General features: G+C 72.8%; 19 protein-coding genes. 13 read left to right on the forward strand and 6 right to left on the reverse strand.

Features of this window, described 5'->3' with window-relative positions:
- Positions 1-22: 22 nt before the first annotated feature.
- The 5 genes from O7612_RS04380 (at position 23) to O7612_RS04400 (ending at position 7,583) form a co-directional block, all read left to right on the forward strand.
- On the forward strand, positions 23-1,081 hold the full coding sequence (locus tag O7612_RS04380; protein WP_282270695.1) for an amino acid--tRNA ligase-related protein: 1,059 nt from the start codon (positions 23-25) through the stop codon (positions 1,079-1,081).
- Between the two features lie 15 nt (positions 1,082-1,096).
- Positions 1,097-1,846, forward strand: a complete 750-nt coding sequence (locus O7612_RS04385; protein ID WP_282270697.1) for an alpha/beta fold hydrolase — start codon at positions 1,097-1,099, stop codon at positions 1,844-1,846.
- Positions 1,837-2,661, forward strand: coding sequence for an SDR family oxidoreductase (locus O7612_RS04390; protein ID WP_282270699.1), 825 nt, complete (start codon positions 1,837-1,839; stop codon positions 2,659-2,661). The genes O7612_RS04385 and O7612_RS04390 overlap by 10 nt, the downstream gene beginning before the upstream one ends.
- 63 nt (positions 2,662-2,724) lie before the next feature.
- Entirely contained in the window at positions 2,725-5,634 is a 2,910-nt protein-coding gene (locus O7612_RS04395) for an amino acid adenylation domain-containing protein (protein WP_282270701.1), read from the forward strand.
- A 647-nt stretch (positions 5,635-6,281) separates the two neighbouring features.
- Positions 6,282-7,583 (forward strand): helix-turn-helix domain-containing protein, encoded by a 1,302-nt coding sequence (locus O7612_RS04400; RefSeq protein ID WP_282270703.1) that lies wholly within the window; start codon positions 6,282-6,284, stop codon positions 7,581-7,583.
- 86 nt (positions 7,584-7,669) lie between these two features.
- On the opposite strand, the gene O7612_RS04405 is transcribed toward O7612_RS04400, so the two are convergent.
- Both O7612_RS04405 and O7612_RS04410 read right to left on the reverse strand, forming a co-directional pair.
- A complete protein-coding gene (locus O7612_RS04405; protein ID WP_348774265.1) occupies positions 7,670-8,530 on the reverse strand; it encodes a sugar phosphate isomerase/epimerase family protein in 861 nt (286 codons plus the stop codon).
- A 1,161-nt stretch (positions 8,531-9,691) separates the two neighbouring features.
- The gene (locus tag O7612_RS04410; RefSeq protein ID WP_282270705.1) at positions 9,692-10,267 is read right to left on the reverse strand and encodes a hypothetical protein; all 576 of its coding nucleotides are present in this window, start codon (positions 10,265-10,267) and stop codon (positions 9,692-9,694) included.
- Between the two features lie 251 nt (positions 10,268-10,518).
- Here O7612_RS04410 and O7612_RS04415 point away from each other — a divergent pair, with 251 nt between their 5' ends.
- On the forward strand, positions 10,519-11,757 hold the full coding sequence (locus O7612_RS04415) for a hypothetical protein (protein ID WP_282270707.1): 1,239 nt from the start codon (positions 10,519-10,521) through the stop codon (positions 11,755-11,757).
- Positions 11,758-11,862: 105 nt separating this feature from the next.
- Positions 11,863-13,554, forward strand: coding sequence for a choice-of-anchor D domain-containing protein (locus O7612_RS04420; RefSeq protein WP_282270710.1), 1,692 nt, complete (start codon positions 11,863-11,865; stop codon positions 13,552-13,554).
- 184 nt (positions 13,555-13,738) lie between these two features.
- Here the strand turns inward: O7612_RS04420 and O7612_RS04425 are convergent, their stop codons facing one another.
- From O7612_RS04425 to O7612_RS04440, 4 genes are all read right to left on the reverse strand, one after another.
- Positions 13,739-14,131 (reverse strand): PAAR domain-containing protein, encoded by a 393-nt coding sequence (locus tag O7612_RS04425; protein WP_067313414.1) that lies wholly within the window; start codon positions 14,129-14,131, stop codon positions 13,739-13,741.
- A gap of 30 nt (positions 14,132-14,161) precedes the next feature.
- Complete coding sequence (locus O7612_RS04430) at positions 14,162-14,977, reverse strand: response regulator transcription factor (RefSeq protein WP_282270714.1); 816 nt, start codon at positions 14,975-14,977, stop codon at positions 14,162-14,164.
- A complete protein-coding gene (locus O7612_RS04435; RefSeq protein ID WP_282270717.1) occupies positions 14,974-16,320 on the reverse strand; it encodes a hypothetical protein in 1,347 nt (448 codons plus the stop codon). The genes O7612_RS04430 and O7612_RS04435 overlap by 4 nt, the downstream gene beginning before the upstream one ends.
- Before the next feature lie 112 nt (positions 16,321-16,432).
- Complete coding sequence (locus tag O7612_RS04440; RefSeq protein ID WP_282270719.1) at positions 16,433-17,053, reverse strand: Pvc16 family protein; 621 nt, start codon at positions 17,051-17,053, stop codon at positions 16,433-16,435.
- Between the two features lie 178 nt (positions 17,054-17,231).
- On the opposite strand from O7612_RS04440, the gene O7612_RS04445 reads away from it, so the two are divergent.
- From O7612_RS04445 to O7612_RS04470, 6 genes are all read left to right on the forward strand, one after another.
- The gene (locus tag O7612_RS04445; protein ID WP_282270721.1) at positions 17,232-18,794 is read left to right on the forward strand and encodes a phage tail sheath subtilisin-like domain-containing protein; all 1,563 of its coding nucleotides are present in this window, start codon (positions 17,232-17,234) and stop codon (positions 18,792-18,794) included.
- A 56-nt stretch (positions 18,795-18,850) separates the two neighbouring features.
- Entirely contained in the window at positions 18,851-19,333 is a 483-nt protein-coding gene (locus O7612_RS04450; protein ID WP_067313403.1) for a phage tail protein, read from the forward strand.
- Complete coding sequence (locus O7612_RS04455; protein ID WP_282270724.1) at positions 19,320-19,736, forward strand: hypothetical protein; 417 nt, start codon at positions 19,320-19,322, stop codon at positions 19,734-19,736. Before O7612_RS04450 ends, O7612_RS04455 begins: the two co-directional genes overlap by 14 nt.
- A gap of 1,143 nt (positions 19,737-20,879) precedes the next feature.
- Complete coding sequence (locus tag O7612_RS04460; protein WP_282270726.1) at positions 20,880-23,306, forward strand: DUF4157 domain-containing protein; 2,427 nt, start codon at positions 20,880-20,882, stop codon at positions 23,304-23,306.
- Between the two features lie 64 nt (positions 23,307-23,370).
- Positions 23,371-23,856: a phage tail protein gene (locus O7612_RS04465; protein ID WP_084261583.1), complete on the forward strand. Its 486-nt coding sequence runs from the start codon at positions 23,371-23,373 to the stop codon at positions 23,854-23,856.
- Entirely contained in the window at positions 23,856-24,986 is a 1,131-nt protein-coding gene (locus O7612_RS04470; RefSeq protein WP_282270730.1) for a phage tail protein, read from the forward strand. Before O7612_RS04465 ends, O7612_RS04470 begins: the two co-directional genes overlap by 1 nt.
- Positions 24,987-24,988 lie beyond the last annotated feature (2 nt).

A 24,988-nucleotide genomic window follows, 5' to 3' on the forward strand; every position in this document is an offset into this window, starting at 1 on the left:
GACATACAGAACGGGAGTCTCCATGTCGCAGCTCGTGTCCGCCCAGCCGACCGTCGTTGCTCCGGGCACCTTCGACAGCAACGAACCCGGGGCCTTCGTGGCCGCGCTCCGTTCCCCGTGGTACGCCCTCGTCGCCGACCTGCACGACACGGTGCTCCGGGCCACCATGGACCACGCCCGGTCCCAGGGGCTCAAGAGTCTCTGGCTACCACTGACCACCCGGACGGTGACCTGCCCGACCGCGCTCGGGAGCGACTCCGAGGCGGTCAAGGTGAACGTCACCGGGGTCGACACCTACCTACAGGACTCGATGCAGTTCCTGCTCGAGTACGGCTGCCGGCTGGCCCCCGGCGGTTGCTACAACATCATGCCCTCGTTCCGGGGCGAGCAGCCGGACGCCACCCACCTCAACCAGTTCACCCACAGCGAGGCGGAGATCCCCGGCGACCTGGAGGACCTCATCCGGTACGTCGAGGGTTACGTCCGGGCGCTCGCGGCGGCCATCCTCGACGAGCACGGCGAGCGGCTCGCCGTGGCCCGGGGGGACGTCTCCCACCTGGAGCGCATGGTGCGCCGCTCGGCGGGGTTCGAGCGGGTCACCTTTGACGAGGCGGTCCGGATCGTCGGCGACGTGGACGGTTGTGTCCGGGACGAGGGCCAATGGCGCACCCTGACCCGCCGTGGTGAGCGGCTGCTGATGTCCCGGGTGGACGAGTTCGTCTGGGTGCACCACCTGGACACCCTCGCCGTACCGTTCTACCAGGCGTTCGGCGACGAGGACGGGCGTACGGCCCGGTGCGCCGACCTCTTCTTCGGGCTCGGCGAGGTGGTCGGTTCCGGTGAGCGGCACGCTGACGTCGACCAGCTCCGCAAGTCGATGGCCCTGCACGACGTCCGCGAGGAGGACTACGACTGGTACGTCCGGCTGCGGGCCGAGGCACCCCTGCTGACTTCCGGCTTCGGCATGGGCGTCGAGCGCTTCCTCATGTGGGTGCTGCACCACGACGACATACGTGACCTCCCGCTGGTGTCCCGGGTCAATGAGCCCGCCCGGTGGCCCGACGCCGTCGTCCGCCCCTGACGGAGGTGACGGCCGATGACCTCCGATGCCCCGATCGTGCTGTGCCTGCCGTACGCCGGTGCCGGCGCGAACGTCTTCCGGCCCTGGCAGGCGTTGGCCCCGGCCGGCCTGCGACTGCGCCCCCTCCAACTGCCTGGACGTGAGGAACGTACCGACGCCGAGCCGTACCGGGACGTGGGTGAGGCCGTCCGTGGCCTGCTGCCCGAGGTGGTCGCCACCCTGTCCGGGCGGGCCCCGGTCGCGGTGTTCGGGCACAGTCTCGGCGCTGTCCTCGCGTACGAGCTGGCCCGGGCCATCGAGGAACGGACCGAGCTGCCGTTGGTGCACGTCTTCGTGAGCGGTTCCCCGGCCCCGTGGCGGGGACGCGTCCCACAGGTCGTCACGCTCGACGACGACGAGTTCGTCGAGCGGGTGGAGAAACTGGCCGGGTACCGGCACGCCGCCTTCGACTCCCCGGAGTTCCGGGACCTGCTGCTGCCCACGCTCCGGGCCGACGTGGCGATGCACGAGGCGTACCGACCACTGTCGGACGAACCGATCCAGGCCCCGCTCACCTGCCTACGTGGCGAGACCGACGAGCTGGTGGCCGAGGCGGCGGCCCGACAGTGGGGCGGGGCCACCAGCGGCGGGTTCACCTACCGCTCGGTTCCGGGCGGCCACATGTACCTCACCGAGCGGCCGGAGGTGGTCGTCGAGCTGATGGCGACGGCGCTCCGGGTGAGCGTGCCGGGTGGCGACCGGGAGGCGGGTGCCCGATGCGGCTAGCCGGTAGGACCGTGCTGGTGACCGGGGCCGGTCGGGGACTCGGTCGCGCCTGCGCGGTGCGGTTCGCTAGGGAGGGGGCCGACCTGGCGCTGCTCGACTGTGGCGAGGACCTGGCCGAAGTCCCGTACCCGCTGGCCAGCCGGGAGCAGGTGGCGTACACGGCCGAGGTCTGCCGGCAGGCGGGGGCGAGCGTGCTCGCCCTGTCCGCCGACGTCCGGGACGGCGACGCGGTCACCGGGGCGGTGGCGACCGCCCTGCGACGGTTCGGGCGGATCGACGTCCTGGTCAACAACGCGGGGATCGCCGGGCCGTCCGGCAGGTCCGTGCAGGACGTCACGGAGGACGAGTGGCGGCTGATGCTGGACGTCAACCTCTCCGGGGCGTGGCGAATGATCCGGGCGGTGGCACCGGGGATGGTGCACCACCGGCAGGGCAGCATCGTGAACATCGCGTCCACCGCCGGGCTGGTCGGTTACCGGCACTTCGCCGGCTACGTGGCGGCCAAGCACGGGCTGGTCGGACTGACCAAGGCGGTCGCGTTGGACCTCGCCCCGATGCGCGTCCGGGCCAACGCGGTCTGCCCCGGGTCGGTACGCGACGCGCCGCACGTCGAGGGCCGGATGCTGGCCGAGATCGCCCGCAGCCTGGACGTGCCCGACGACGAGTACGAGCAGACGTTCGTCACCGCGCAACCCACCAACCGGCTGGTGGAACCGGAGGACGTGGCGGACGCGGCACTGTGGCTGGCCAGCGACGGTTCGCAGCAGGTGACCGGCACCACGGTCACGGTGGACGGCGGGTTCACCGCCCGGTGACCGGGCGGCGGGTCGGCACGGACCGGCGATGGCGGACGAACGACGGCCGATTCGGATGGAGACATGACTGATCAGCTCAGCACCCGCCGCCCTGCCCGGGTACTCGACGACCACGCCGAGCACGGCCTGGTCCTGCGGCTCACCACCGCAGAGTCGATCCGCGCGGCGCGGGAGAACTTGGAGCGGGCGGCGGCCGACACCGGACCGGGTGGTTTCTGGGTCGAGGCCTCGGCCGGGGACTCCGCCTCACCCGACACCGTCCGGCTGCGCCGCCGTGAGGTGCTGCGCCCGCTCGCCCCCGCCGACCCGGGCCCACGGATTGTGCTTACCTGCCACCGTGACGGCGTCGCCGACCTCACCGTGGTGGCCCGTCGCGGGCTGCTCGACCACGCCGGTCTGCGCGACGTCGCCCGGGCGCTGACCCGGCCGGGTTGCCAGGTCCGGGCGACGGCCGACCGGGCCGGCGAGGCATCGGTCCGGGGCACCATCGGATGGACTCCTGCGCCGGTCCGTCCGTGGGGCCTGGCCGCCGACGGACCCGTACCCCCGCCGGGGACGGGGGCGGACGCCCGGTGCGGGGTCGTGTTCCCGGCCGGGCAGCGGGGTGGCGCTGCCTGGGTACCGGCCGACGGGCCGCCGTGGCCCGGGGTCGCGCCCGATTTCGTGCTGGCCGCCGTCGCCGTGGTGCTGGCCCGCTACGAGGGCCGGGACACGGTCCGGGTCGCCGTGCTGGCCCCCGGTCCGCAGGGGGCGGTGACCGGCGCCCGGATGGTCCGGGTGGACGTCGGGGACACCCGGCCGGCGGCCGACGTGCTGGCACAGGTACGGGCGGAACTCGACGGCACCGGCGACACCGCCGATGACCCAGGCCCGGAGGAGTGCCCGTCGGTGTGTCTGGCGCTGATCGAGCCGCAACCGGACGAGTGGTACGTCCCGCTGCCACCGGACGCCGTTCCCCTCACGCTGGTCTGGCACGGCCAGCGGGGTCGGTTCGCCCCGGCCCTGCTCACGCACGACACCGGGGTGCACCCGGCGGTCGCGGCGGACGTCCAGCGGGCCGTCGCCCGACTCGCCGCGGAACTGGCCGACGATACCGGGATCCGGACCGTCGGCGACCTCGCCCTGCTCGACGGGGCCGAGGCCGCCGAGCTGGTGGCCCGTGGTCGTGTCCCCCGTCGGGCCGAGCGCCCGACCACCACCGTCCACGATGCCGTGTCGGCCGTCGCGCGGGCCCGGCCGGACGCGGTGGCGGTCCGCCACCAGGGTCGCGACCTCACCTACCGGGAGCTGGACGAACGCGCCACGGCCTGGGCCCGGGTGCTGGTCGCCGAGGGCGCCGGACCAGGCCGGTTCGTCGGGGTGTGCCTGAAGCGGACCGGGGACCTGGTGGTCGCGTTGCTCGCGGTCCTCAGGTCCGGAGCGGCCTACGTGCCGATGGATCCGCAGTCCCCGGACGAACGGCTACGGCACATCGCGTCCGACGCCGGGCTCGTCCTGGTGATCACTACCCTGACGGACTTCCCGGCCGCGCCCGGCACGGTGGTGGTCCGGCCGGCGGCGCTCACCGGACGGATCGACGGGGCCGTGGACACCCCACTGCCGGCGGCCGGCCCGGACGACCCCGCGTACGTCATCTACACCTCCGGCACGACCGGCCGGCCGAAGGGGGTCCTCGTCCCGCATCGCAACGTCTTGGCCCTGATGGCGGCGACCGCCCCGGGGCTCTCCCTGCGACCGGACGACACCTGGACGTTCTTCCACTCCGTGGCCTTCGACTTCTCGGTCTGGGAGATCTGGGGTTGCCTGCTCACCGGAGCGCGGCTGGTCGTGGTGCCCTACCTGGTCGCCAGGTCTCCCGAGGAGTTCCACGCCCTGCTGGTCCAGGAGCGGGTGAGCGTGCTCAGCCAGACGCCCTCGGCCTTCCTGGGGCTGCTCGACGTCGACGCCCGGGTGGGCGGACCGGTGCCCCGGCTGATCGTGCTCGGTGGGGAGGCGTTCGACCCGAGGACGCTGGGCGGCTGGTTCCGCCGTCACCCGGGCGGTGACGGCCGGCTGGTCAACATGTACGGCATCACCGAGACGACGGTCCACGTGACCAGCCACGAGGTACGGCCCTGGGATGCCGGCACCCGGCCGCACTGTGTAGGCCGGGCCATCCCGGGCTGGTCGGTGTCGGTGCGCGACAGCAGGGGGCGGCCCCTGCCCCCGGGCGCGGTCGGCGAGATCTACGTGGGCGGCGACGGGCTCGCGGTGGAGTACCTCAACCAGCCGACGCTCACCGCCGAGCGGTTCGTCGTCGACCCGGTCAGCGGGGAACGGCTGTACCGCAGCGGCGACCTGGGGCGGCTCCGCCTCGACGGTGCCCTCGACCACGCCGGCCGGCTCGACGAGCAGGTCAAGATCCGTGGGTTCCGGATCGAGTTGGGTGAGGTCCGGTCGGTGCTGCTCGCGGACGTGGGCGTGACCGAGGCGGTGGTCGCCGTCGAGGGCGAGGAGGACGGGCCGGCCCACCGGCGGATGGTGGCCTACTTGGTGCTCGCCCCGGGTGCCGGGCTGACCGAGGTGCGCCGGCGGATCGCCACCGTGCTGCCGGACTACATGATCCCCGCCGAACTGGTCGACCTGCCCGTGCTGCCGTTGACCCTGAACGGGAAGCTGGACCGGGCGGCCCTGCCCGCCCGCCGTCCCGCTGCGACCGGCACCGGTGGCGGAGCCGTGGCCCCAGGCGGCGACGACCCGGTCGACGCGATGCTCGCGGTCTGGCGGGACGTGATCGCCGCCGAGGTGGGCCCGCAGGACCACTTCTTCGAGGTCGGTGGCAACTCGCTGCTGGCGGTGCGGATGGTGACCGCGCTGCGGGGAGCCGGGTTCGGTTCGGTGAGCCTGGGGGACCTGTACCGCCATCCCACCCCGGCGGGTCTCGCCGGTTGGCTGGTCGGCTCCGCGACCGGTCGTGGTGGCGCCGCTCGTTGATCACGAAATCAGGTCGAGGGCGTGCCCTGTCCGAAAATAATGGGCCTTGCTTTCTGGTTCCGATCGCGCACATTCCGGCGGTAGCATCCACCGTGGCGACGTAAACGGAGTCGCGCCCACGATCCGGTTGAGCTCCCCGTCGGGGCAGGTGAATCCGGACGCGGTTCGTTGCTTCGCTGATCAATGCTGTAGTAACGGGGGAGATTGTCGTGCGTGGTTGCCCGGAAATTGTCTGCGGTGTCCCTTGCCTGGCCGAGCTGTGTCCGTCGAAAGCGCGGCGGACAGGCCGGACCCGGCACCGGCCGGTTGTCTCCTGATCCAACCGCCCGCGTCGGCGCGGGGCACGGCGACCAACGGCGATGGCGAAGAACCGCCTGCCGTGGTCCGCCCGTGCCCACCGGGCCGGCTGCTATCTGCCGAGGACGCGTGACGTCGCCATAGGCGGCATCGTTCCTGGCGTCCTCGTTCCTTGGCCCCGGCCACAGTGTGTGCCTGTGCCGACTCGACACGATCGGGTCGGGCTGCCGGTCACGGCTGCGGGCGTCACCCGCTCCTGACGGAACTTCGGCGAGGGAGAGCCATTCGGCCGTCACCCCGATCGGGTCGACGGCGTCGATCTCGTAGGACGATTGTTGCGGAGTTATCGAATGATCAGCGAAGCAAGGGTCGAGAACTTTGGACACCAACTTCTCCGGTACCGGCGGCGTAACCGGCTGACCCAGACCGCGCTCGCCGGCCTGTCCACGGTGAGCGTACGAGCCGTCCGGAACCTGGAACAGGGCCAGGTCACCCTCCCCCGCCGGGAGACCGTGCGACTCCTGGCCGATGCCCTCCGGCTGACCACCCAGGAACGCGCCTTCTTCGAACTCGCCGCAGGGTGCGGCGCGGACGACTCACTGCTCGAAACCCTTGTCGTACCGCCGACCGTGGTCCGTCCCCTGTACGGCCGTGAGTGGGAGATCGACACCGTGCTCCGGCGGGTGCTGAACGACCACCACCGGCTCAACGCGATCACCGGGCTGGGCGGTGTCGGGAAGACCCGCCTGGCCATCGCGGTCGCCAGCGCACTCCACTCGCTGAACGCCACGCCGGTGCTGTGGATGCCCATGCGGCCCGACGCCCTCATCACCACCGGCGCGACCCAGCGCCGCCACGACGACTGGACGTCAATGACGACCAGGCCGGAGGTGGAGCGGCTGTTGACCGAGCAGGGCGACGGCATCGGCCAGCTGGTCCGGCTCATCGGGGACCGGACGGTGCTGCTGGTGCTGGACGCGAACGACGCGGGCAGGGTCCGGCGGGACACCGTCTGGGCCCTGATTCGGGAATGTCCCCACCTGCGGGTCCTGGAGACCGCCCGGACACCTCAGGGCGTGCCCGAGGAGTACCAGCTCGCGTTGCGGCCCCTCCCGGTCGCGGCGACCGGCGACGAGGTCACCGTCCGCACCGCGCCGGCCGTGGCACTCTTCCTGGAACTGGTGGGCGACCTGGAACCGGGATTGACCATCGACGATGTCACGCTGTCGATCGTCACCGAGATCTGCCAGCGGCTGGACGGGGTGCCCCGGGCCCTCGAGGCCGCCGCGTCGTGGTTCACCATCATCTCCGTCCACGAGCTTCTGCACATGGCCCGCAGCGAGCCGCATCTGCTCGCGACCAGGCCCGGTGGAAACTTCGACCTCGAGGCGACAGTGCACGACGCGGTACTGGCCCAGCCGCAACCGTTCCGCGACCTGCTGGTCAGACTCGCGGCCTGGTCGGGCTCGTGGACCGTCGAGAACATCGTCTGCCGGATCGGGATCCCCCGTGCCCAGGCCGCGCACGCCGTGCGGGCCTTTCTCCAGTGTGGATTGATTAACAGGGCCGCTGGCGGTGCCGACCAGCTCGTGACGTTCAACGTGCTGAACATCGTCAGGGCGTTCCTCCAGCCCGGCCTGGTCACCGGGTAGTTCCGCCGTGATCTTGCGGCCCGGCCGGGCTGCTGGTGGCACACCCCGGCCGGGCCCGGGAGACGCGGGAGAGCAGTGGCGGCGCGCTACTCGGGCTGCCGGCCCGCCGCCCAAAGCCGACTGAGATGCGTGATGCCCGTGGTGACGCTCTCGTTGCGGGTCTCGAAGGCGATGAGACCCGACCAGTCCGCCTCCCGGATCACGTCCAGCACCTGCCGGATCGACAGGGTTCCGTCGGTGAGACCCAGATGGGCGTCCTGGTCACCGTCGTTGTTGCTCAATGACAGCGCGACGATCGACGAGGAGTAACCCGCGAAGGCGGGCAGGGCGAGTTCCTGGTTCACGTTCGCGTGACCGACGTCGAGAATGAACTTGATCTCCGGGATCGCGGCCTGGGCGGTCGCGTAGTCCGGTTCCCTGGTGAAGACGTACGAGAACGGCCGGTACCTCGGGTAGTAGGAGAGATTCTCCAGCCAGATCTCGACACCCTGCTCCGTCGCTTCCCGTACGACCACGGACAGCAGGGAGAGGAACCTGTCGAGCGCGGCGGCACGGTGTGCCTTGGTCGGCCGGGGTTCGACGAATGCGCCGCCGTGTACGACCAACGAGGTGGCGCGCAGGGCGGCGGCGAGTTCGACTTCGCGTCGCAAGTACTCCAGCGACGCGTCCCGGATCTCGGGGATCTCGGAGGCCAGGGGGGCGCGGAAGTTGCCGTGCAGAATCGGGGACATCCCGTGGTCGTCCGCAGCCGTGACCAGGTTCTTTATTCGGGTGTCAGACCACTCGCTCGGCATGTCCGATAATAGGCTTGCATCGATGTACCAGTGACTGCATCCCTCCTCGTGGGCGGCGGTGAGACCTTCTTCGGCGGCCAGGTACCGCTGGACCGCAACACCGGTGACAAAGGGCAGGGGCGACGTGTACGACGAAGCGCTCAACTGCTGCACCTACTTCCGGGACGGATGGTGGAATGCTGTGGAGAAGCCGCGACGATTCCTGCCTGGCGGACGCCAGTCGCCGGTCTGCGGCGCTCGTCGAATCGGCAGACATTTTCCGATCCCGGTGGCAGTCTAGGTAGCCGAATAATGATCGTTCGGCACATGCGCGGCATATGCAGCGGCAGATTAGCGGAAGTTTGCCCGGTCTTGACCGACTCGGTCCTGCCGACCGGGACCCGCCGGCCGGGCACCGTCAACAACCAGAGCCGCCCGGAGCGGACAAGGGCGGGGCTGGCCGGGGACGAGAGCCGACAACCGTGCGGCCGGTCTGGTGAGACCCCCTGGCACCAACAGCAGCCGTAGCCGTAGCCCTGCGCGCTCTCGCCGACGAGATGACCGTCGCGTGGGCGCTGGCCGTCGAGGTCCTCACGGCCGGATTCTGACTCCTGGCCCGGCGGGGTGCGCGTAGCTCGAACGAGAGCGGTTGGCGTGACGGTCACGCGGTGGCGGCCGACATCGGGTGTGGAAGGTCGCAGCGCTGAGCCTCCGGCCGCGTAAGCCACGACGAGCATCGGATCTGTGCTGCCTCCGGATGTATCAGCTTATGAGTAGTCGACATCGGGATAGGTGCTAATCGAAGTCTACCGATTGGCTCGGCTGCGGCGTCGCATATTGAAGCGAGTGAACGCTGGCGAGTGTGGGTAGGCGGGCGTGCGGGCGTGCAGTGTTGGAATGACAACCTGGTGGCGGGTGGGATGCGGTAACGCGCGGAAGCAGCCTGACCGCTGCCCCCGTTTACCCCCCGAAAACCATGGCCAGACGTTGGCGAACAGTAACAAGAGGCACTCAGTGTTTAGCCTGGTTTGTGCAGCTCAATGCCTGTTATCGACAATCAGCGACAAGCGCAGGGTGGCTACATATGGTAACCGTGTGTCGCAGGTTCGAATCCTGCCGGGGGCACCTCCTAGATCAGATGTTGTGCCCTCCGGCCTGCGAATATGCTCTTCCATTGATCGGTCGACCTATGCGGCGGCATGCCACCCTGAGCCCACCCGCTGGAGGCGTCGACGGCCCCGCGACAGTCCCCGGCTACCCGGTCCCCCATGCCACCGGACCGGCGGCAACGTCCGTACGTCGATGTCCTCCGGCCGCACGTCGTAGCCTCCAGCCTTATCCGGAGGTCGGGGCGGTACGGCGGCCAGTCCGCCGAACGACGTCCAGGAGCATGAGCGCTACCAGAGCGGTCGTGACGACCACGGCGATGTAGAAGCCCCAGGTCACGTTCGTCTCCCTGTCGTAGAGCCGGTCGCGCACGATGTCGCCGAACGTGACCCCACCCGCGATCCTGTCAGCGGCGACGACGCCGTAGCCGCCTGATACCTCCACGGACGGGATCGCCCACCAGGTGACGATCGCCACCACCAGACCTGCCGTCGCGGTGAGCAGAAACAGCCAGCGCAGCCGCGCCAGCAGTCTCGGCCACCTGTCGGTGAAGGCACCGCAGGCCAGATAGCCGACTACCGCGGCGACGACGAGCAGCACGGCCAGCGACCAACCGGTCGAGCTGTGCCACGCCGTAGCCGCGTTGACGTGTCGGGTTGGCTGTCCGCCGCCGTACCGGCTGACCATCCAGCTCAACCGGTACCAGGGGAGGAAACTGTCGACGAGCAGCAGCAGGCCGAGCGCCGCGATGGCGCGCTCCGGCCAGGTCGAGCGGACGGGGTGTTGCCGGACACCGAATCGCATGGACGAATGTTGGCCCACGCCGGGATTCCCGTTTCCCGGGGGTGGGGGCGGGGCTGAGGTGTGTCGCAGCGGTAACGGCCGTTGACCCACCACGGTTGCCGGCCGCGCCAGCGGGCGCCACCCGGTGAGGGCGTGCTTGCCCGTGGGGGCAGGGGGGACTGCCCCTAAGACGGCCGGCGGTCGCATGCCGTACCGGTAGGTATCGGGGCAGGGTGGCCAGGTCGACTGTCGCCGATGCGAAAAGAGCGGTCATGACCTGGCGAGACACCTACTGGGACGATGCCACGCAGAGTCCGGACTACTTCCGGTCCGTCGAGTTCGCCACCGTCCTGGACGGCGATTACGGCACCCGGATGTTCGGCCAATGGATCGAGCAGCTGCATCCGAACCGCCATGACCTGATCCGCAGCCTGGAGTACCTGCTGGTCACCTACCGGTACGGCGACGACGTGCGGGCGACGCTGGACACGTTCGAGCGCCAGCTGCCCCGGCCGTGGGACGACTGGGCGATGGCCACCGCCCTGGCGGAGACCGCCCGACGCTACCCGGACGTGCCGCTCGAACTCCGCGACGACGACGACTTCGCCGTGCTGGCCGCATTGTTTGGCGACGACGAGCAGCTCTTCGCGCTCTGGCGGGAGGAGGTGCAGCAGGCCGCCGTCATGGCGCTGTCCGCCCCCGAGGTGATCCCCGCCTTCGTGGCCTCCTGCCAGGAGCTCGCCGAGGAGGCCCACGGGTACGACAACGGCAAGGAGGAGGTGAGCGACCGGGAGGACGACCTGATCAGCTTCGACGAATCCAATCTCGACTGGCAGGTCGGGTATGCCGAATCCGACGACGACGAGCCGGTGGCGGCCACCGGGACACAGAAGTCGGTCCGGTTCGCGGAACCCCTGGTGGAGGGCGAGGACGCGCCCGGGTGGCAGGGCGGGCAGTTCAAGGTGGGGGTGGCCTTCACCCTGAACCCGGAGGCCAACTCCAACCTGGCCGGCCTGCACTCCTGGGCGCAGACCCAGGCCCTCGTCAGCCCGTGGGGGGTCGACGTGGACGAACTCGCCACCATGATCAATACGGCGATGAACGGGATGCCCAAGATGTACCGGGACGACCGGGTGACCATCCACGCCTTCCCGCAGTACGTCGCCATCACCGTCACGATCGACTCGGCCCTCAACGCGCACAACACCGGGATCATCGCCACCCTGACCGAGGAGGGGGCGTACACGCACTACGTGCAGTTCAAGGACCTGGTGATGTTCTACACCGACGAGAGTGACATGGACACCCCGATCTACAACGTGCTCAAGACGTTCGGGGATCCGTGGGCCGGCGGTACGGCCGAGAGCTACGTGGTGCGTCACGGCCGGGGCCGCAAGGCGTACTTCACGGTCGACCCGGTGAAGACGAGCCACGAGCAGAGCGTGGCGGCCGTGGTCCGGCGGTGTTCCGGCGGGCTGGACGTCCGGGTGCTGTCGGCCCGGCCGCAGTAGGGTGGACCGGGGCGGCCGGCCGTTGCCCTAACAGGCAGACAGGACTGCACGGAGAGCTTCCCGTGCGGCTGCGGGTGACCCGGTCGGGCCGCGTTCACTGTGCCCATGGCTGCATCAGCGTCCCGTTCCCTGCGCGCCGCCTCGGCGCTCGCTGTGGTGGCACTCCTGGTGGCCAGTGCACCGCCGGCCGCGTACGCCGAGTTCTTCGCGGCCCCGCGACCGGCCGGCGGTCCGGGGCTGCGGATCAGCGTGACCGACGGTGCCGCCCCCCTGGTCGGCGAGCCGGCGGGGACGGTCCTCGGGCTCACCCCCGGCGGGTCGGCGGTGGTCACCCGCACGGTGACCACCGCGACCGTCCCGCCCCGCCCCGACGTGGTGCTGCTCGCCGACACGACCGGCAGCATGCAGGCGGCGCTGAACGACGTCCGGGTCAACGCGAAGCGGATCGTCGAGGACATCAGCGGCGTCCAGCCCGACGCCCGCTTCGCGGTCGCCGAGTTCCGGGACGAGGGTGACGAGTTCGTCTTCCGGCTCAACCGGGACCTGACCGCCGTGCCGTCCGAGGTGCAGGAGGCGGTGAACGTCTGGACCGCCGACGGCGGTGGCGACGACCCCGAGGCCGGCCTGAACGCCCTGCACGCCGTCGCCACCGGAGCGGTCACCCTGCGGACCGAGAGCAGCCCGATCGTGGTGATCTTCGGGGACGCGCCGTCGCACGACCCGAGCGTCGGCCACGACCTCGCCGGCACGATCCAGGCGTTGACCACCCGGGGCGTGCGGGTCGTGGCCGTGGACGTCGGCAACCCGGGCAGCTACTCCCTCGACCAGTCCGGGCAGTACACCGAGATCACCCGGCAGACCGGGGGCGTCCTGTTCAACGCCGCCGGCCCGTCCGAGGTCTCGAACGCCATCCTGGCCGGCATCCGAGCCATCCAGAGCACCGTCGGCGCGCGCGTCACCGACTGCGACCCGCAGCTCTCGGCCTCGGTCACCCCGGCCGAGCGGACCGTCGACAGCGGCGGCGCCGTCGACCTCACCGTCACCGTCGCGGTCGATCCCGCCGCCCGCAACGGGGAGTACGCCTGCCGGCTCGAGGTGTCCGTGGACGGCATCGTCCAGGGCGAGCCGGAGCGGCTGACCGTGACCGTCAGCGGCGCGGCGCCGGACGTACCGGTGCTCTACTCCGACGCCGCCGCGCTCGACCTCGGGGAGGGGCCGCTCGGCGTACCCTCGTCGGCCCGGACGGTGACCCTCACCAACACCGGCGACTACCCGCTGACCGTGGCCGCCGCCCTCGCCGAACAGCCGCTCCCGGCGGTCTTCGCGGTCACCGGCTCCACCTGCGCCGGGGTGCTGGCCGTCGCCCGGTCCTGCGCGCTGTCCCTCACCGCCACCCCCCGGGCGATCGGGGCCGCGACCTCGGTGCTCAGCCTCGCCAGCGCCACCGACACCGGCGGGGTCGCCGCCCAGTCGCTGGCGTTGACCGTCTCGGGACGCAGCCCGACGTTGCAGTTCAACCCGGGCGTCGGTCGCCCCGGCCAGGTGGTCACCGCGCTCGGCCAGGGCTTCCCGGCCGGTGCCGAGGTGCTGGTCGGCTGGGTCGACGGCGCGGGCACGGTGACGGCGGTCGCCGACGCGTCCGGCCGGTTCGCCGTGCCGATGGTGGTCTTCGAGGAGGGACTCGCCGGCCCCCGGGCCGCGCTCGCCTCGGTGCCGTCGGTGGGCCAGGTGACCAGCGGCACGTTCCTGGTGCAGTCCGCGACCGGCCAGCCGGGGCCGTTCACCCGGCGACGCTGACCGGCCGACCCGCCGGCGCACTGACCGGCCCGCCCACCCGGCGACGCAGACCGGCCGGCCCACCCGCGCACTGACCGGCCGGCCCGCCCATGCGGCGACGCAGACCGGCACCCGCCAGCGTTCCGGGGGCAGGAATCGGCCCGGGATCACGGTCGCCGGGACGTGGCCGGCAGGGCGGTGCCGGTCAGCCGACCAGCACCTGGCCGGTGGCGATGATGCTGCCGGCCGGCAGCGGAGCGGGGTCGTTGCAGGTGTTGACCTTGTCGCCGTGCCGGGCCGCCGGCTTGCCGTTGATCAGCACCAGCGGGCTGCCGGCGAGGACCGTGCCCTGGTTGTTCGGCGGCGTCTGGAACGGCCCACCGGTCGGCAGGTGCGGCGGGGCGTTCACCGCGACGCTGCCGACCACCGCGGCCGGCTTACCCTCGATCAGCACGTCGGTGCTGCACCCGTTGGCGATGGTCCCGGCGAAGGGCATCGGAGTGGGTGTCGGCACCGGCCCGGTCGGTGACGGCACCATGATGATGTGCGTGTCGGTGCCGACCACCTTGTCACCGAGCTTCGCCGCGGGTACGCCCACGATGGATCCCTCCCTCGACCGGCGGATCGGTCAGATCAGCCCCTCGCGGATGGCGTGCGCGACCGCCTGGGTGCGGTTGCGGACGCCGAGCTGGGTGGTGATCTCGTGCACGATGTTCTTGATGCTGCGTTCCGAGTAGGACAGCTCCCGCGCGATCGTGGCGATGTCCGCCCCCGCGGCGATCATCCGGAGCACGGCGAGCTGGCGCGGTGACAGGGGCAGGATGGTCAGCCCCCGGGGCGCCAGCACGTGCCGTTGGGCCCGACCCACCCGGGTCAGCAGCGAGCTGAGCAGGTCGGTGGGGAGTCTCGCCTCACCCCGTGCGGCAGCCCGGATCACCTCGCGCAGCAGCGGCGCGGTGCTCTCGGCACGGCGTACCAGGCTCAGGCCGCCCGCCTCGATCGCCTGCAACCCGGCGCTGTCGTCGAGCTGCCCCACCACCAGCACCGGTCGGGGAGCCGGGCGACCGGTCACCGCGTCGAGCTGCGCCAGCAGCCAGTCGTCCACCGTGTCGGCGACGATCACCAGGACGTCCGGGCTGTCGTCGGGCTCGGCCAGCACCACCGGCCGCGCGCCGACAGGATCGTCGACCCCCGTCGTGCCGAGCTGGGCCGTGACCCCGGCCTGGGAGATCGGGTCGCGGGACCGGACCGCCGTGCGGATCGGCCCGACGCCCGGTGCGTCGGTGGCGCCTGGTCCTCCGGGGTCCGCCGCCGTGGTGACGGTTGGCGCGGCGGTGCGTGCCGCAGCGGCGGTGCCCGGTGCGGCGGTGCCCACCGCAGCGGCGGTGCCCGCTGCGGCGGGGTGCGGGCCGGGGGAACCAGCGGCGGGGTGCGGGTCGCTCATCGGCTGGGGGAGGGGCTCGGGGTGGACACGACCGGTACGAGCTGACCGGCGAAGTAGGCGGCCGGGGTGCACGCCGTGGTGCCCGGGTTCGCGCACTTCACCGCCACGGTGACCGGCTGGCCGGCGGAGAACCGCAGCGGCTGGACGAAGTGGTAGTCCAGGTCCCGGAAGTTGTTCAGGCCGGTCTCCAGCAGCACGGTGTCGCCCCGCCGTACCTGGAGCAGGCCGGCGTCGCCGTGCGGGTTCTGCAAAACGATGTCGGTCACCCAGAGCACCTTCTTGTCGGCCGGCTTGTAGGTGGAGAGGGTGAACTCGTTGGAGGTGGTCGGCGACGCGCTGGTCGCCACCCGGAAGTCGGCGGCGGTCTCCGGGTCGGCGTTGTCCAGCGTCCCGCCCTGGCTGCCCGGTCCCTTGCCGTTGCCGGAGCCGGCTGTCGGGCTCGGGGACGCGCTCGGCTTGGGCGAGGCACCGGCCGCGACGCTGGCGACCTTCTCCGCCTTCTCGGCGGTCTGCGCCGCCTCACTGGCCTGGGTCTTCACCTCGGCCACCTCCTGGGACAACTCCTTCGTCTCCACCTTGGCGGCCTCCTTGGCGGTGGACTGCACGGTGGGCTTGAGCACCGCGAACCAGAGCCCCACCAGGGCGACCGCCGCCGCGGCGGCGACCAGCACCACCCGGGGCGACCAGGCCGGCAGGACGGACCGCTGCACCAGCAACCCGTCGCTGGTGATCGGGTCGGCGTCGGGACGGGTGACCGCCACCTGGAACGGCAGGTTGCGGTCCGGGCCGAGCAGGAACCGCTTGCGGGGGCGTACCCGCAGCTTCACGAACGTGGCGGTGCCCGGACGCAGCACCGGCGCGGCCGGCAGCACCCGGAAGCTCAGCAGCCGGTCCGGATCGGCGGGCAGCACCTCGACCGTGGTCTCGACGTTGCCGGTGTTGTCGATCACCAGCTGGTGCCGGGCGGCGCGTCGCGCCTGCGAGGTACGGGGCACCAGCTCCGTCGCCAGCTCCACGAAGGGCAGCACGGTGACGGTGCCCTCCTCGACCACCGAGCCCTCCGGGTCCTCCCGCCCCCGGACCCGTACCCCGAAGTCGACGCTGCCGGCCGGCACGGTCGACGCACGCGGCGGCGTGAACGTCACCCGCGCCTCCTGCTCGGTGCCGGGCAGGAGGTTCATCGTCGCCGGCTCGACCTCGGCCCACGACGCGGCGTCGCCGACCACGTCCAGGGTGAACTGGTCCACGACGGCGGCGGTGTTGCGCACCCGGACGGTGCAGCCGACCGTGCCGCCGGCGGCGACGGTGAGGTCGGTCTCGACAAGTCCCACAGCGACACTCATGCGGGCAGTCTCGCCGCGCGGGTGGAGCCGGCAGAACCACGATCGAGGAACACCAAGGGGCAGCCGTGGCTACCTGAACGGGCAACCGGACGCCTGATCGGGCAGCGGGACGTCAACGCGGCTCGCTGATCCCACCCCGTGGCCGGCGGCCCGGCTGCCCGCCGCCCGGACCGCCGGGACGGCCACCACCGCTGTTGACGCTGACCTCGCGCGGAGGCGGCGCCAGGTCGGTCTCCGCCTCGGGCACGAACGGCACGAGCAGTTGCAGGTGCAGCCCGGTCCGGGCGCTCCCGCCGTGGGCCACCCACGCGGAGCCGGTGTCCCCCTCGCGCCGCGGCGCGCTGCGCACCACCACCGGCTGGTTGGCGCGGGCCACCGCGCCGGTCAGGAACCGGGCCGGCAGGGCGGTGCAGCTCGCGCAGCCGACCAGCAGCTCACCCAGCAGCCGGTGCTCCCGCTCGGTGTCGGCGGCCCAGGCGGTCAACAGGTAGCTGAAGCGGTACCGGCGGCCCGGTGGGCGACGTCCGACCAGCTGACCGTCGGCGTCGCGCAGCTCGTCCCAGGTTGCCGAGACACCCGCCGAATCCTCCTCGACGTCGAGCAGGAAGGCCGAGACCAGCTCACCGTCGGCACGCTGCGCGCACCGGTCCGGCGGGTCGAAGACGACCGGCACCTCCGGCGGCAGGTAGTGGCCCAGCCAGGCCCGGACGGACAGGTCGACATCCCAGATCATCAGCCCACCCTGCCGCTGCCCGGACAGCCCCGCGCCCGGCGGCCGGGCAGGCCGTCGGGGCGGATCGGTTGCCCTTGGGGGCAGAACTGCCTACCCCGGCGGCGGTCCGGCGGGCAGCCCTTCCGGCCGGTCGACGTTGGCAGGCTCGGTCCCATCACACCGTCGTACAGGAGGTTCGATGCCGACGTATCTGTCGCCGGGCGTCTACGTGGAGGAGGTTTCCTCCGGGTCGAGGCCGATCGAGGCGGTCGGGACGGCCGTCGCCGCGTTCGTCGGCTTCGCCGAGAAGGGGCCGGTCGACGAGCCCACGCTGATCACGAACTGGACGCAGTACACCCGCACCTTCGGGGGATTCGTGGCGGGCAGCTTCCTGCCGCTGTCGGTCTACGGCTACTTCCTCAACGGCGGCGGCTCCGCGTACGTGGTCCGGGTGGGCGGTGCCGGCGCGGACCCCGCCGACGACGCCAGCGCCGGTGAGTCGTACGCGGCCGCGGCCGTGCCGGCCGCCGGTGACAACGGCCGGCTCTCGTTCACCGTCCGGGCCGCCCTGCCCGGTGCTTCCGGCCAGGACCTCTCGGTCGAGGTGGTCGACGCCTCCGAGGGCGGCGACGACGCGTTCAAGCTCGTCGTCAAGCAGGCCGGCAAGCCGGTCGAGACGCTGGACAACCTGACCACCAAGCGCGGCGCGGGCAACGTGGTCACCGCCGTCCGCCAGCAGTCCAAGCTGATCCAGATCGAGGAGGCGAAGGGCGCGACCCTCGCCCCGCCCCGCCGCGGCGCCGAGGTCACCCTCGCCGCGCCCGCGCTGCCGGCCACCACGACCGGCACCGGCGACCTGCGGGTACGCGCCGAGGACTACGTCGGTGACGTCAGCGACCGGACCGGCTTTGCCGGGCTGGAGGCGATCGAGGACATCACCATGCTCTGCGTGCCCGACCTGGCCGCCGCCCACCAGCGGGGGGCCATCGACGACGAGGCGTTCAAGGCCGTCCAGTTGGCTATGATCGCGCACTGCGAACTGATGGGTGACCGGGTGGCCATCCTCGACCCGCCGCCCGGCCTGCACCCGCAGCGCCTCAAGGAGTGGCGGATGGACGTCGCCGGCTACGACTCCAAGTACGCGACGCTCTACTGGCCCTGGGTCAAGGTGATGGACCCGGCCCAGGGCCGGGCGGTCTTCATGCCGCCCAGCGGGCACGTCGCCGGGGTGTGGGCGCGTAACGACGACACCCGGGGCGTGCACAAGGCCCCGGCCAACGAGATCATCCGGGGCGCGCTGGCCCTGGAGAGCGGGCTCACCAAGGGCGAACACGACCAGCTCAACCCGATCGGGGTCAACTGCATCCGGGCCTTCCCCGGGCAGGGCATCCGGATCTGGGGGGCGCGCACCCTGTCCAGCGACGCCGAGTGGCGCTACCTCAACGTCCGGCGGCTGTTCAACTGGATCGAGAAGTCGATCCTGCTCGGCACCAACTGGGTGGTCTTCGAGCCCAACGACCCCCGGCTCTGGGACGCGGTGCGCCGGGTCATCACGATGTTCCTGCGCCGGGTCTGGCGCAGCGGCGCGCTGATGGGCGACACCTGGTCCGAGGCGTTCTTCGTCAAGTGCGACGCCGAGAACAACCCGCCGGAGAACCTCGACGCCGGCATCCTCACCGTCGACATCGGCATCGCCCCGGTCAAGCCGGCCGAGTTCGTGGTGTTCCGACTCTCCCAGCTCTCCCAGGGCACCGGCGACTGACCGGCCCCGGCGGCGAGCACCCGACCTGAGCGACGACGAGACCAGGAGAACCGAGCATGGCCGGTCAGGGCACCCAGGACCCGAAGCAGAACACCCAGATCATCAGCGCCGCCGTCTTCCGGCTGGAGGTGCCGGGCATGTCGGCGATCAACTTCGCCGAGCTGGTCGGGATCAGCAGCGAGGTGGAGAACGCGGAGTACATGGCCGCCGGCACGACCGGGCCGATCTTCTCCCGGCACTTCGGTCGGACCAAGCCGCCGACGGTCACCCTCAAGCGGGGCCTCGACCTCAACGGCGACCTGTGGCTCTGGCACCAGAAGGTCCGCAACCTCATGTACGACGCGTACCGGGACTGCGCGCTGAAGCTCTACGGCCCCGGTGACGACCTCAACGGCGACGCCCGGCTGACGTACATGATGACCAACGCCTGGCCGTCGCGGGTGGAGGTCAGCGGGGTCAAGGCCGGGGCCACCGACATCGTCTACCAGACGGTCACGTTGATGTGCGACGACCTGTTCGACTTCAATGCGCGGATCTAGCGTCGCCGAGCCCGCCGCCGGACCGGTGGCGGGCCTGCGGACCGAGTATCCGTTCGTGCTGCCGCGCGGGCTGGTCGACGACCGGGGCGGGGTGCACCGGGAGGGCGCCATGCGGCTGGCCACCGCCCGCGACGAGATCGACCCCCAGGGCGATCCGCGGGTACGCCAGAACCCGGCCTTCCTCGCCGTGCTGCTGCTCGCCCGGACGGTCACCCGGATCGGCGGGGTGAATGCCGTCGACGTCGACGTGATCGAGCACCTCTTCGCCTCGGACCTGGCCTTCCTCCAGGACCTCTACCGGCGGATCAACCAGCAGGGGCACACCGGGGTCGAGGTGGCCTGCCCCGGCTGCGGGGGGCGCTTCGCGGTGGACCTGGCCGGCGGCCGACCGGGCGGCTCCTGACCCACCCGGCAGCCCGACGCCGCACACCCGTACCGGAACCCGAAGGAGGTGGGCATGGCCTGGTCGTCACGGCCCGGACAGCCGTTCTGGCCGCGTCGCCGCCGGACGGTCGGGGCACCACCACCGGCCCCGGTCGCGCCACCCGTTCCGGTCGCCCCGCCGGTGCCCACCGACGGGTACCCGGCCCCCCCGGGCCTGCCGTTGCTGACCGTGACGCCCGCCTCGGCGATGGTGACCATCCCGCCGCCGGGGACGGCCACGGACGGCCCGTCGCTGCCCCCGACCGCCGTTGCGCCGACGTTCGCCGGGCCGGCCCCGGGAGCCGCCGCGCCGTCCGTCGGGCCGGTTGCGGCCACCGACCCGACCCCGATCCGGTACGACACCGCTGCGCCCGACCGCCCGCCGACCGCTCCGTCCGGGTGGACGCCGTCCGTTCCGTCCGGGTGGACGCCGCCCGCGCCTGCCGGGTGGACGCAGCCCGGTTCGGTCCGGCAGGCGGTGACCGGGTCGGGTGACCCGTGGTCGGTCGGTCCGGTGGTGTACCGGGCACCGCTGAGCGGGGACGACACCTCGCAGTTTCCCCGGGCGGGCGGCCACCTTCCGGGCACGCAACCGGCTGCCGGGACGCCGTCGCCATCCGGTCGGTGGGGCGGTCCGCCGCCGGGGGCCGTCCGCGAGCCCGACCGGCCGTTGCCGGCCGTGTCCCGGGCAGCGGACCCGACCACGGTGCAGGCTCCGGCCGACACGTACGGCCCGACCGCGATGCGGGGTCCGGCACCGAACTTCGGCCTGACTCCCGCTTACGGCCTTGCTTCCGGCCCGGGTCCGACCCTCGATCATGGCGTGACTCCAGGCCACGGCCTTGCTTCCGGCCCGGGTCCGATCCTGGACCATGGCCTGGCTTCCGGCCACGGCCCGGCCCTCGGCCACGGCCCGGCCCTCGGCCACGGCCCGGCCCTCGGCCACGGCCCGGCCCTCGGCCACGGCCCGGCCCTCGGCTACGGCCTGGCTCCGGGCTACGGTCCGACCCTGGACAATGAGCCGGCGCTGGTACGGGGAACGACGCCGAGTCCGGTCGGGGGCAGCGGTCCGACGCCGGGCGTGGCCCCGCACGTGGCCGGTGGTCCGCACCGGAGCCCGGCCGTGGAACGTGGCCCGATCGGGGCCGCGGACGGGCCCGGGGGAGAGGGCGCGGGGGCGACGGGTGGGCCGCAGGAGCCGCCCGGACGAACGGCCGCCGGGCGACCCGACGGGGCGGATGCCGCAGCGGCCCGGACCGCTGCGCAGTTCGCCGCCGCCGGCCTGCCCACCGCGCAGGTCTGGCCCCCGCCGGGGTTCGAGGTCGCCTACCTGGCGGCGGAGGCCACCCGGGCTGCCGAGGAGGCCCGGGCGTCGGACGGGGGACGTACCCGGTCGGCGCAGCCGGACACCGGCACCGGCCGGGGCGGGTCGACCGCCGCCCCGGGTCACGACGGTCGGAGCGACCCGGAGGAAACCCCGCCGTCGGCCGGTGAGGTGCGTCCGGTCGAGGTGGCCTTCGCCAGACGTCGGGGTCGTACCACCCGGCCGGTGACCGCCCGAACGGGCCTGGAGGCGACGTCCCCGGCGGCCCATGAGCCGGCTGGCACGACCGCCCCGCCCACCGCTGCTCCGGGACGGCTCGCCGGGTCCGCGGCCCAGGATCGGCCCGACCCGGGTAGCCCGGCCGACCTGGGTGGTGCCACCGGCAGCGACCGGAGCGTCCCCGCCGACCGTCGGCGGGACGGACCGGTGGGCGTCGGGCAGGACCGGCCGGTGGGTAACCGCCCGGAGGATCCGGCGCGGGCGACCGGGCCGGTCGACCACCGGGGCGGGATGCTGGACGAGGCCGGGGCCGGACCGGCACCCGCACAGCGGACGCAGCCGGCCGGGTCGGCTCCGGCCGGCGTGACCCCGCCGGCCACGGGTGCCACGACACCGACCCGGGGCGCGGACCCGGCCGGGCCGCCGCCGTCGCAGAGCCGGCCCGTCGCGGACCGGGCGACCCCGGAGAGCCGGCCAGACCCGGCGGGCCGCGACACCACGGACGACCCGCCGGGTTCGGCGGTGGGCCGCGACGCCACGGACGACCCGCCGGATTCGGCGGTGGGCCGCGACACCACGGACGACCCGCCGGATTCGGCGGGGCGCGACACCACGGACATCCTGCCGGCGGCGGGCCGCGGCACGTACCGTCCCGAGCCGGTGTCCCCGCCGTCGACCTTCTTCCTCACCCGGCGTCCGGAGCAGTCGCCGCCGACCGGGTCGCCGTCGGGAGTGGACCGGGATCACGGCCGGGCCGGTCAGGGGCGGCCGGGCCGGGGACAGGCGGAAGCGGTCCGGCACCCGCCCGTACCGTCGGTGGAGCAGGCCGGGTTGGTCGACCGGCCGGAGCCGTGGACGACGGCGGTCCCCACCGACGCGCAGGTCACGGCGTACCCCATGGGGGTCGTCACGGTCGCGCCGGCGGTGGCGGACGGACGGCCGGGCCCGGCACCGACCACGGTGGAGAGGGCCGCGCCGTTGGCGCACCGCGCGGCCCCGCCGCCCGCACCGCCCGCTCCGGTGGGCGTCGACGAGCTGCCGGAGCAGGTGCCGGCCGCTCTGGTGGACGGCTTCCGGCAGCAGTACGGCGTGGACGTCGCGGCCGTGCCGGTGTGGCGGGGTACGGAGGCCACCGCGGTGGTGCAGCAGGCCGGGGCGCGGGCGGCGACCCGGGGCGGTGAGGTGCTGCTGCCGGCGTCAGCCGGGCCACTGGACGCGCCGCCCGCCCGCGCGCTGCTCGCCCACGAGTTGGCCCACGTGGTCCAGCAGCGGGCGTTCGGGGCGGCACCGCCGGCCGAGTCGACCGGCGCGGGCCGGGACCTGGAGGCGCGGGCGCTCGCCGCCGAGCACGCCTTCGGCGGCGGCGGGCCGGGCGTCGGAGGTCCGCTGCCACCCGTGGCGCCGCTGACCGGGGGTGCCGCGCCGACACCCCCGGGCACCGTCGGCACCTGGGGGACCACCCCCGGTGGCGGCCTGACCTGGCAGGCGAACCCTGGTGCGGGCGGAGTACCCCCGGCCGCGCCGCCCGGCCCGCCGGCCGCCCACCCGCTCCAGCGGGCGTCCATGGACACCCCGGCGGCCACCCTCGACGACCTACGGGCGCTGGTGCGGGGCGAACTCGACCAGCAGCAGGACCAGGCCGCCGACCCGCCGGCCGGGCCGCCGCTGGACGCCCTGCGCGCCGAGGTGGCCGCCGCGACGGCACCGCCCGCGATCGACCGGGGCACGGGCCGGCTCGCCGAGGTACGCGACGCGGTGGAGCGGCTCCGGGCCGAGCTGCGCACGGTGGCCGACCGGGGACAGGCCACGGCGGCCCGGCTGGACCGGGACGCCGACCGGCTGCGCTCCCGGGCCGGTGACCGGTCCCCGGGCCGGCCGGTCGACCTGGAGAACCCCGACGACCTGGAGGAACTGGCCGGCCGCCTCTACGGGCGGTTACGCGGCCGGCTGCGGCAGGAGCTGCTGGTCGACCGGGAGCGCAGCGGACGGCTGACCCGGTTCCGCTGAGCACGACGGATGGCACCACCACCCGGATGCAGGGCCGGGACGAGGCGACGAGGAGGACGAAACGATGGCAGGCGGTCTTTCCACCGCGGCCCGCGTCATGGGCGGCTTCTTCGAGGTCACCGGCGTCAATCACCGGTACCTCGTGGTCATCGACGACGAGCGGTACAACCTCGGCTCCTGGTCCCGGGTCTCCGGGCTGGGGGTGACCTGGCAGGTCTGCGAGTACCGGGCCGGCGACAGCAACGACGTCTTCACCTACGTGGGTGAGCCGACCTACAGCCGGATCCGGCTCAGCCGGGCGGTCTGCTTCGACTCCCAGGTCGTCCAGGAGTGGCTCTGCCAGCAGGCCAACCGGTACCGCCCGCTCAGCGGCACGATCCAGCTCGTCGACAGCCTCGGCCTGAAGATCGTCGGCTGGGACCTGAAGCACTTCTTCCCGGTCGGCTGGTCGGTGTCGGAACTCGACCCGAGCCACAGTGGTGTCGCGGTGGAGACGCTGGAGCTGGCGCACACCGGTTTCCTGCACGACGACGTGAAGTTCTCGCTCTGATGGCGGCGATCTCCGCGGGGCAGCTCGGCGGGATGCTGGGCGACCCGAGCCAGACCGCGCAGGGTCTCGCCTCCGGCGGCCTGCTCCAGATGTTCCGGGACGGCCCCGGGGTCAAGCGGACCCTCAAGCTCGGCCTGGCGATGCGCTTCCAGGTGACCATCGGGGACGTCCCGATCGGCCTGTGGCGCTCCTGCCGGGGGCTGCGGGCCGACTTCCGGCCCGAGGTGGTCCGGGTGACCGGCGACTACGTCGGCCAGTACCACCTGCCCGGCGAGGTCAGCTACACCCCGGTCGTGCTGGAACGGGCGGTGCACCGGGAGAGCTCGGCGCAGCTGCAACAGTGGCTGGTCGGGGTGCTGCGGTCGTGGCAGGACGGCACCGGCGACGACACCCGGACCACCGCCCGGATCACCCTGCTCGACGCCGACGGCGAGCCGGTCAACAGCTGGCTGCTCTATGGCGTACGACCGTCGTCGTGGACCGGCCCGGACCTCTCCTCGGACAGCAACCAGGTCGCGGTGGAGCGGCTGGAGCTGGTGCACGAGGGCTTCTTTCCCGACCTGCAGGCCAAGGCGGAGACGGCCAGCCTGTCGTCCCCGTCGCTCGGCCGGGTCACGTTCTCCTACAACCCGGCCAAGATGGGCATCACCCGCTCCTCCCGGGCCAGCCAGCTCGTCGGCCGGGGCCGGGGCGTGGAGCTGACCTCCGACACCGCGTTGCGGGTGATGGCCGGCGAGGTGCTGCTGGTCGGTGCCGGGGTGGCCCAGGACGTGCAGAAGCTGATCGCCTTCTCCGGCCCGCCGAGCGTCGACGAGCAGAGCCGCAGCGCGTCCGGCATCGAGCTGCCCCGGCTGACCTTCACCTGGGGGAAGCTGTCGATGGCGGTCAACCTGAGCACGCTCAACGTCAACCTGACCCGGTTCGACGGCGAGGGCCAGCCGGTACGGGCCCAGGCCGCCCTGGACCTGATCGTGATCGAGGGGGAGATCTTCCCGAAGCGCGGCGGCCCGGTGCCGACCCGGGCGGTGCGGACCGATCCGGCGCAGTGGCGTCAGCGGGCGGTGGCCAGCGGGTTGGACGACCCGATGCGGGCACAGGCCCGGGGGGCCTCCACCGGGGCGCGGCGGTAGTG

The organism is Micromonospora sp. WMMD987, from assembly GCF_029581435.1.
Taxonomy (GTDB): domain Bacteria; phylum Actinomycetota; class Actinomycetes; order Mycobacteriales; family Micromonosporaceae; genus Micromonospora; species Micromonospora rifamycinica.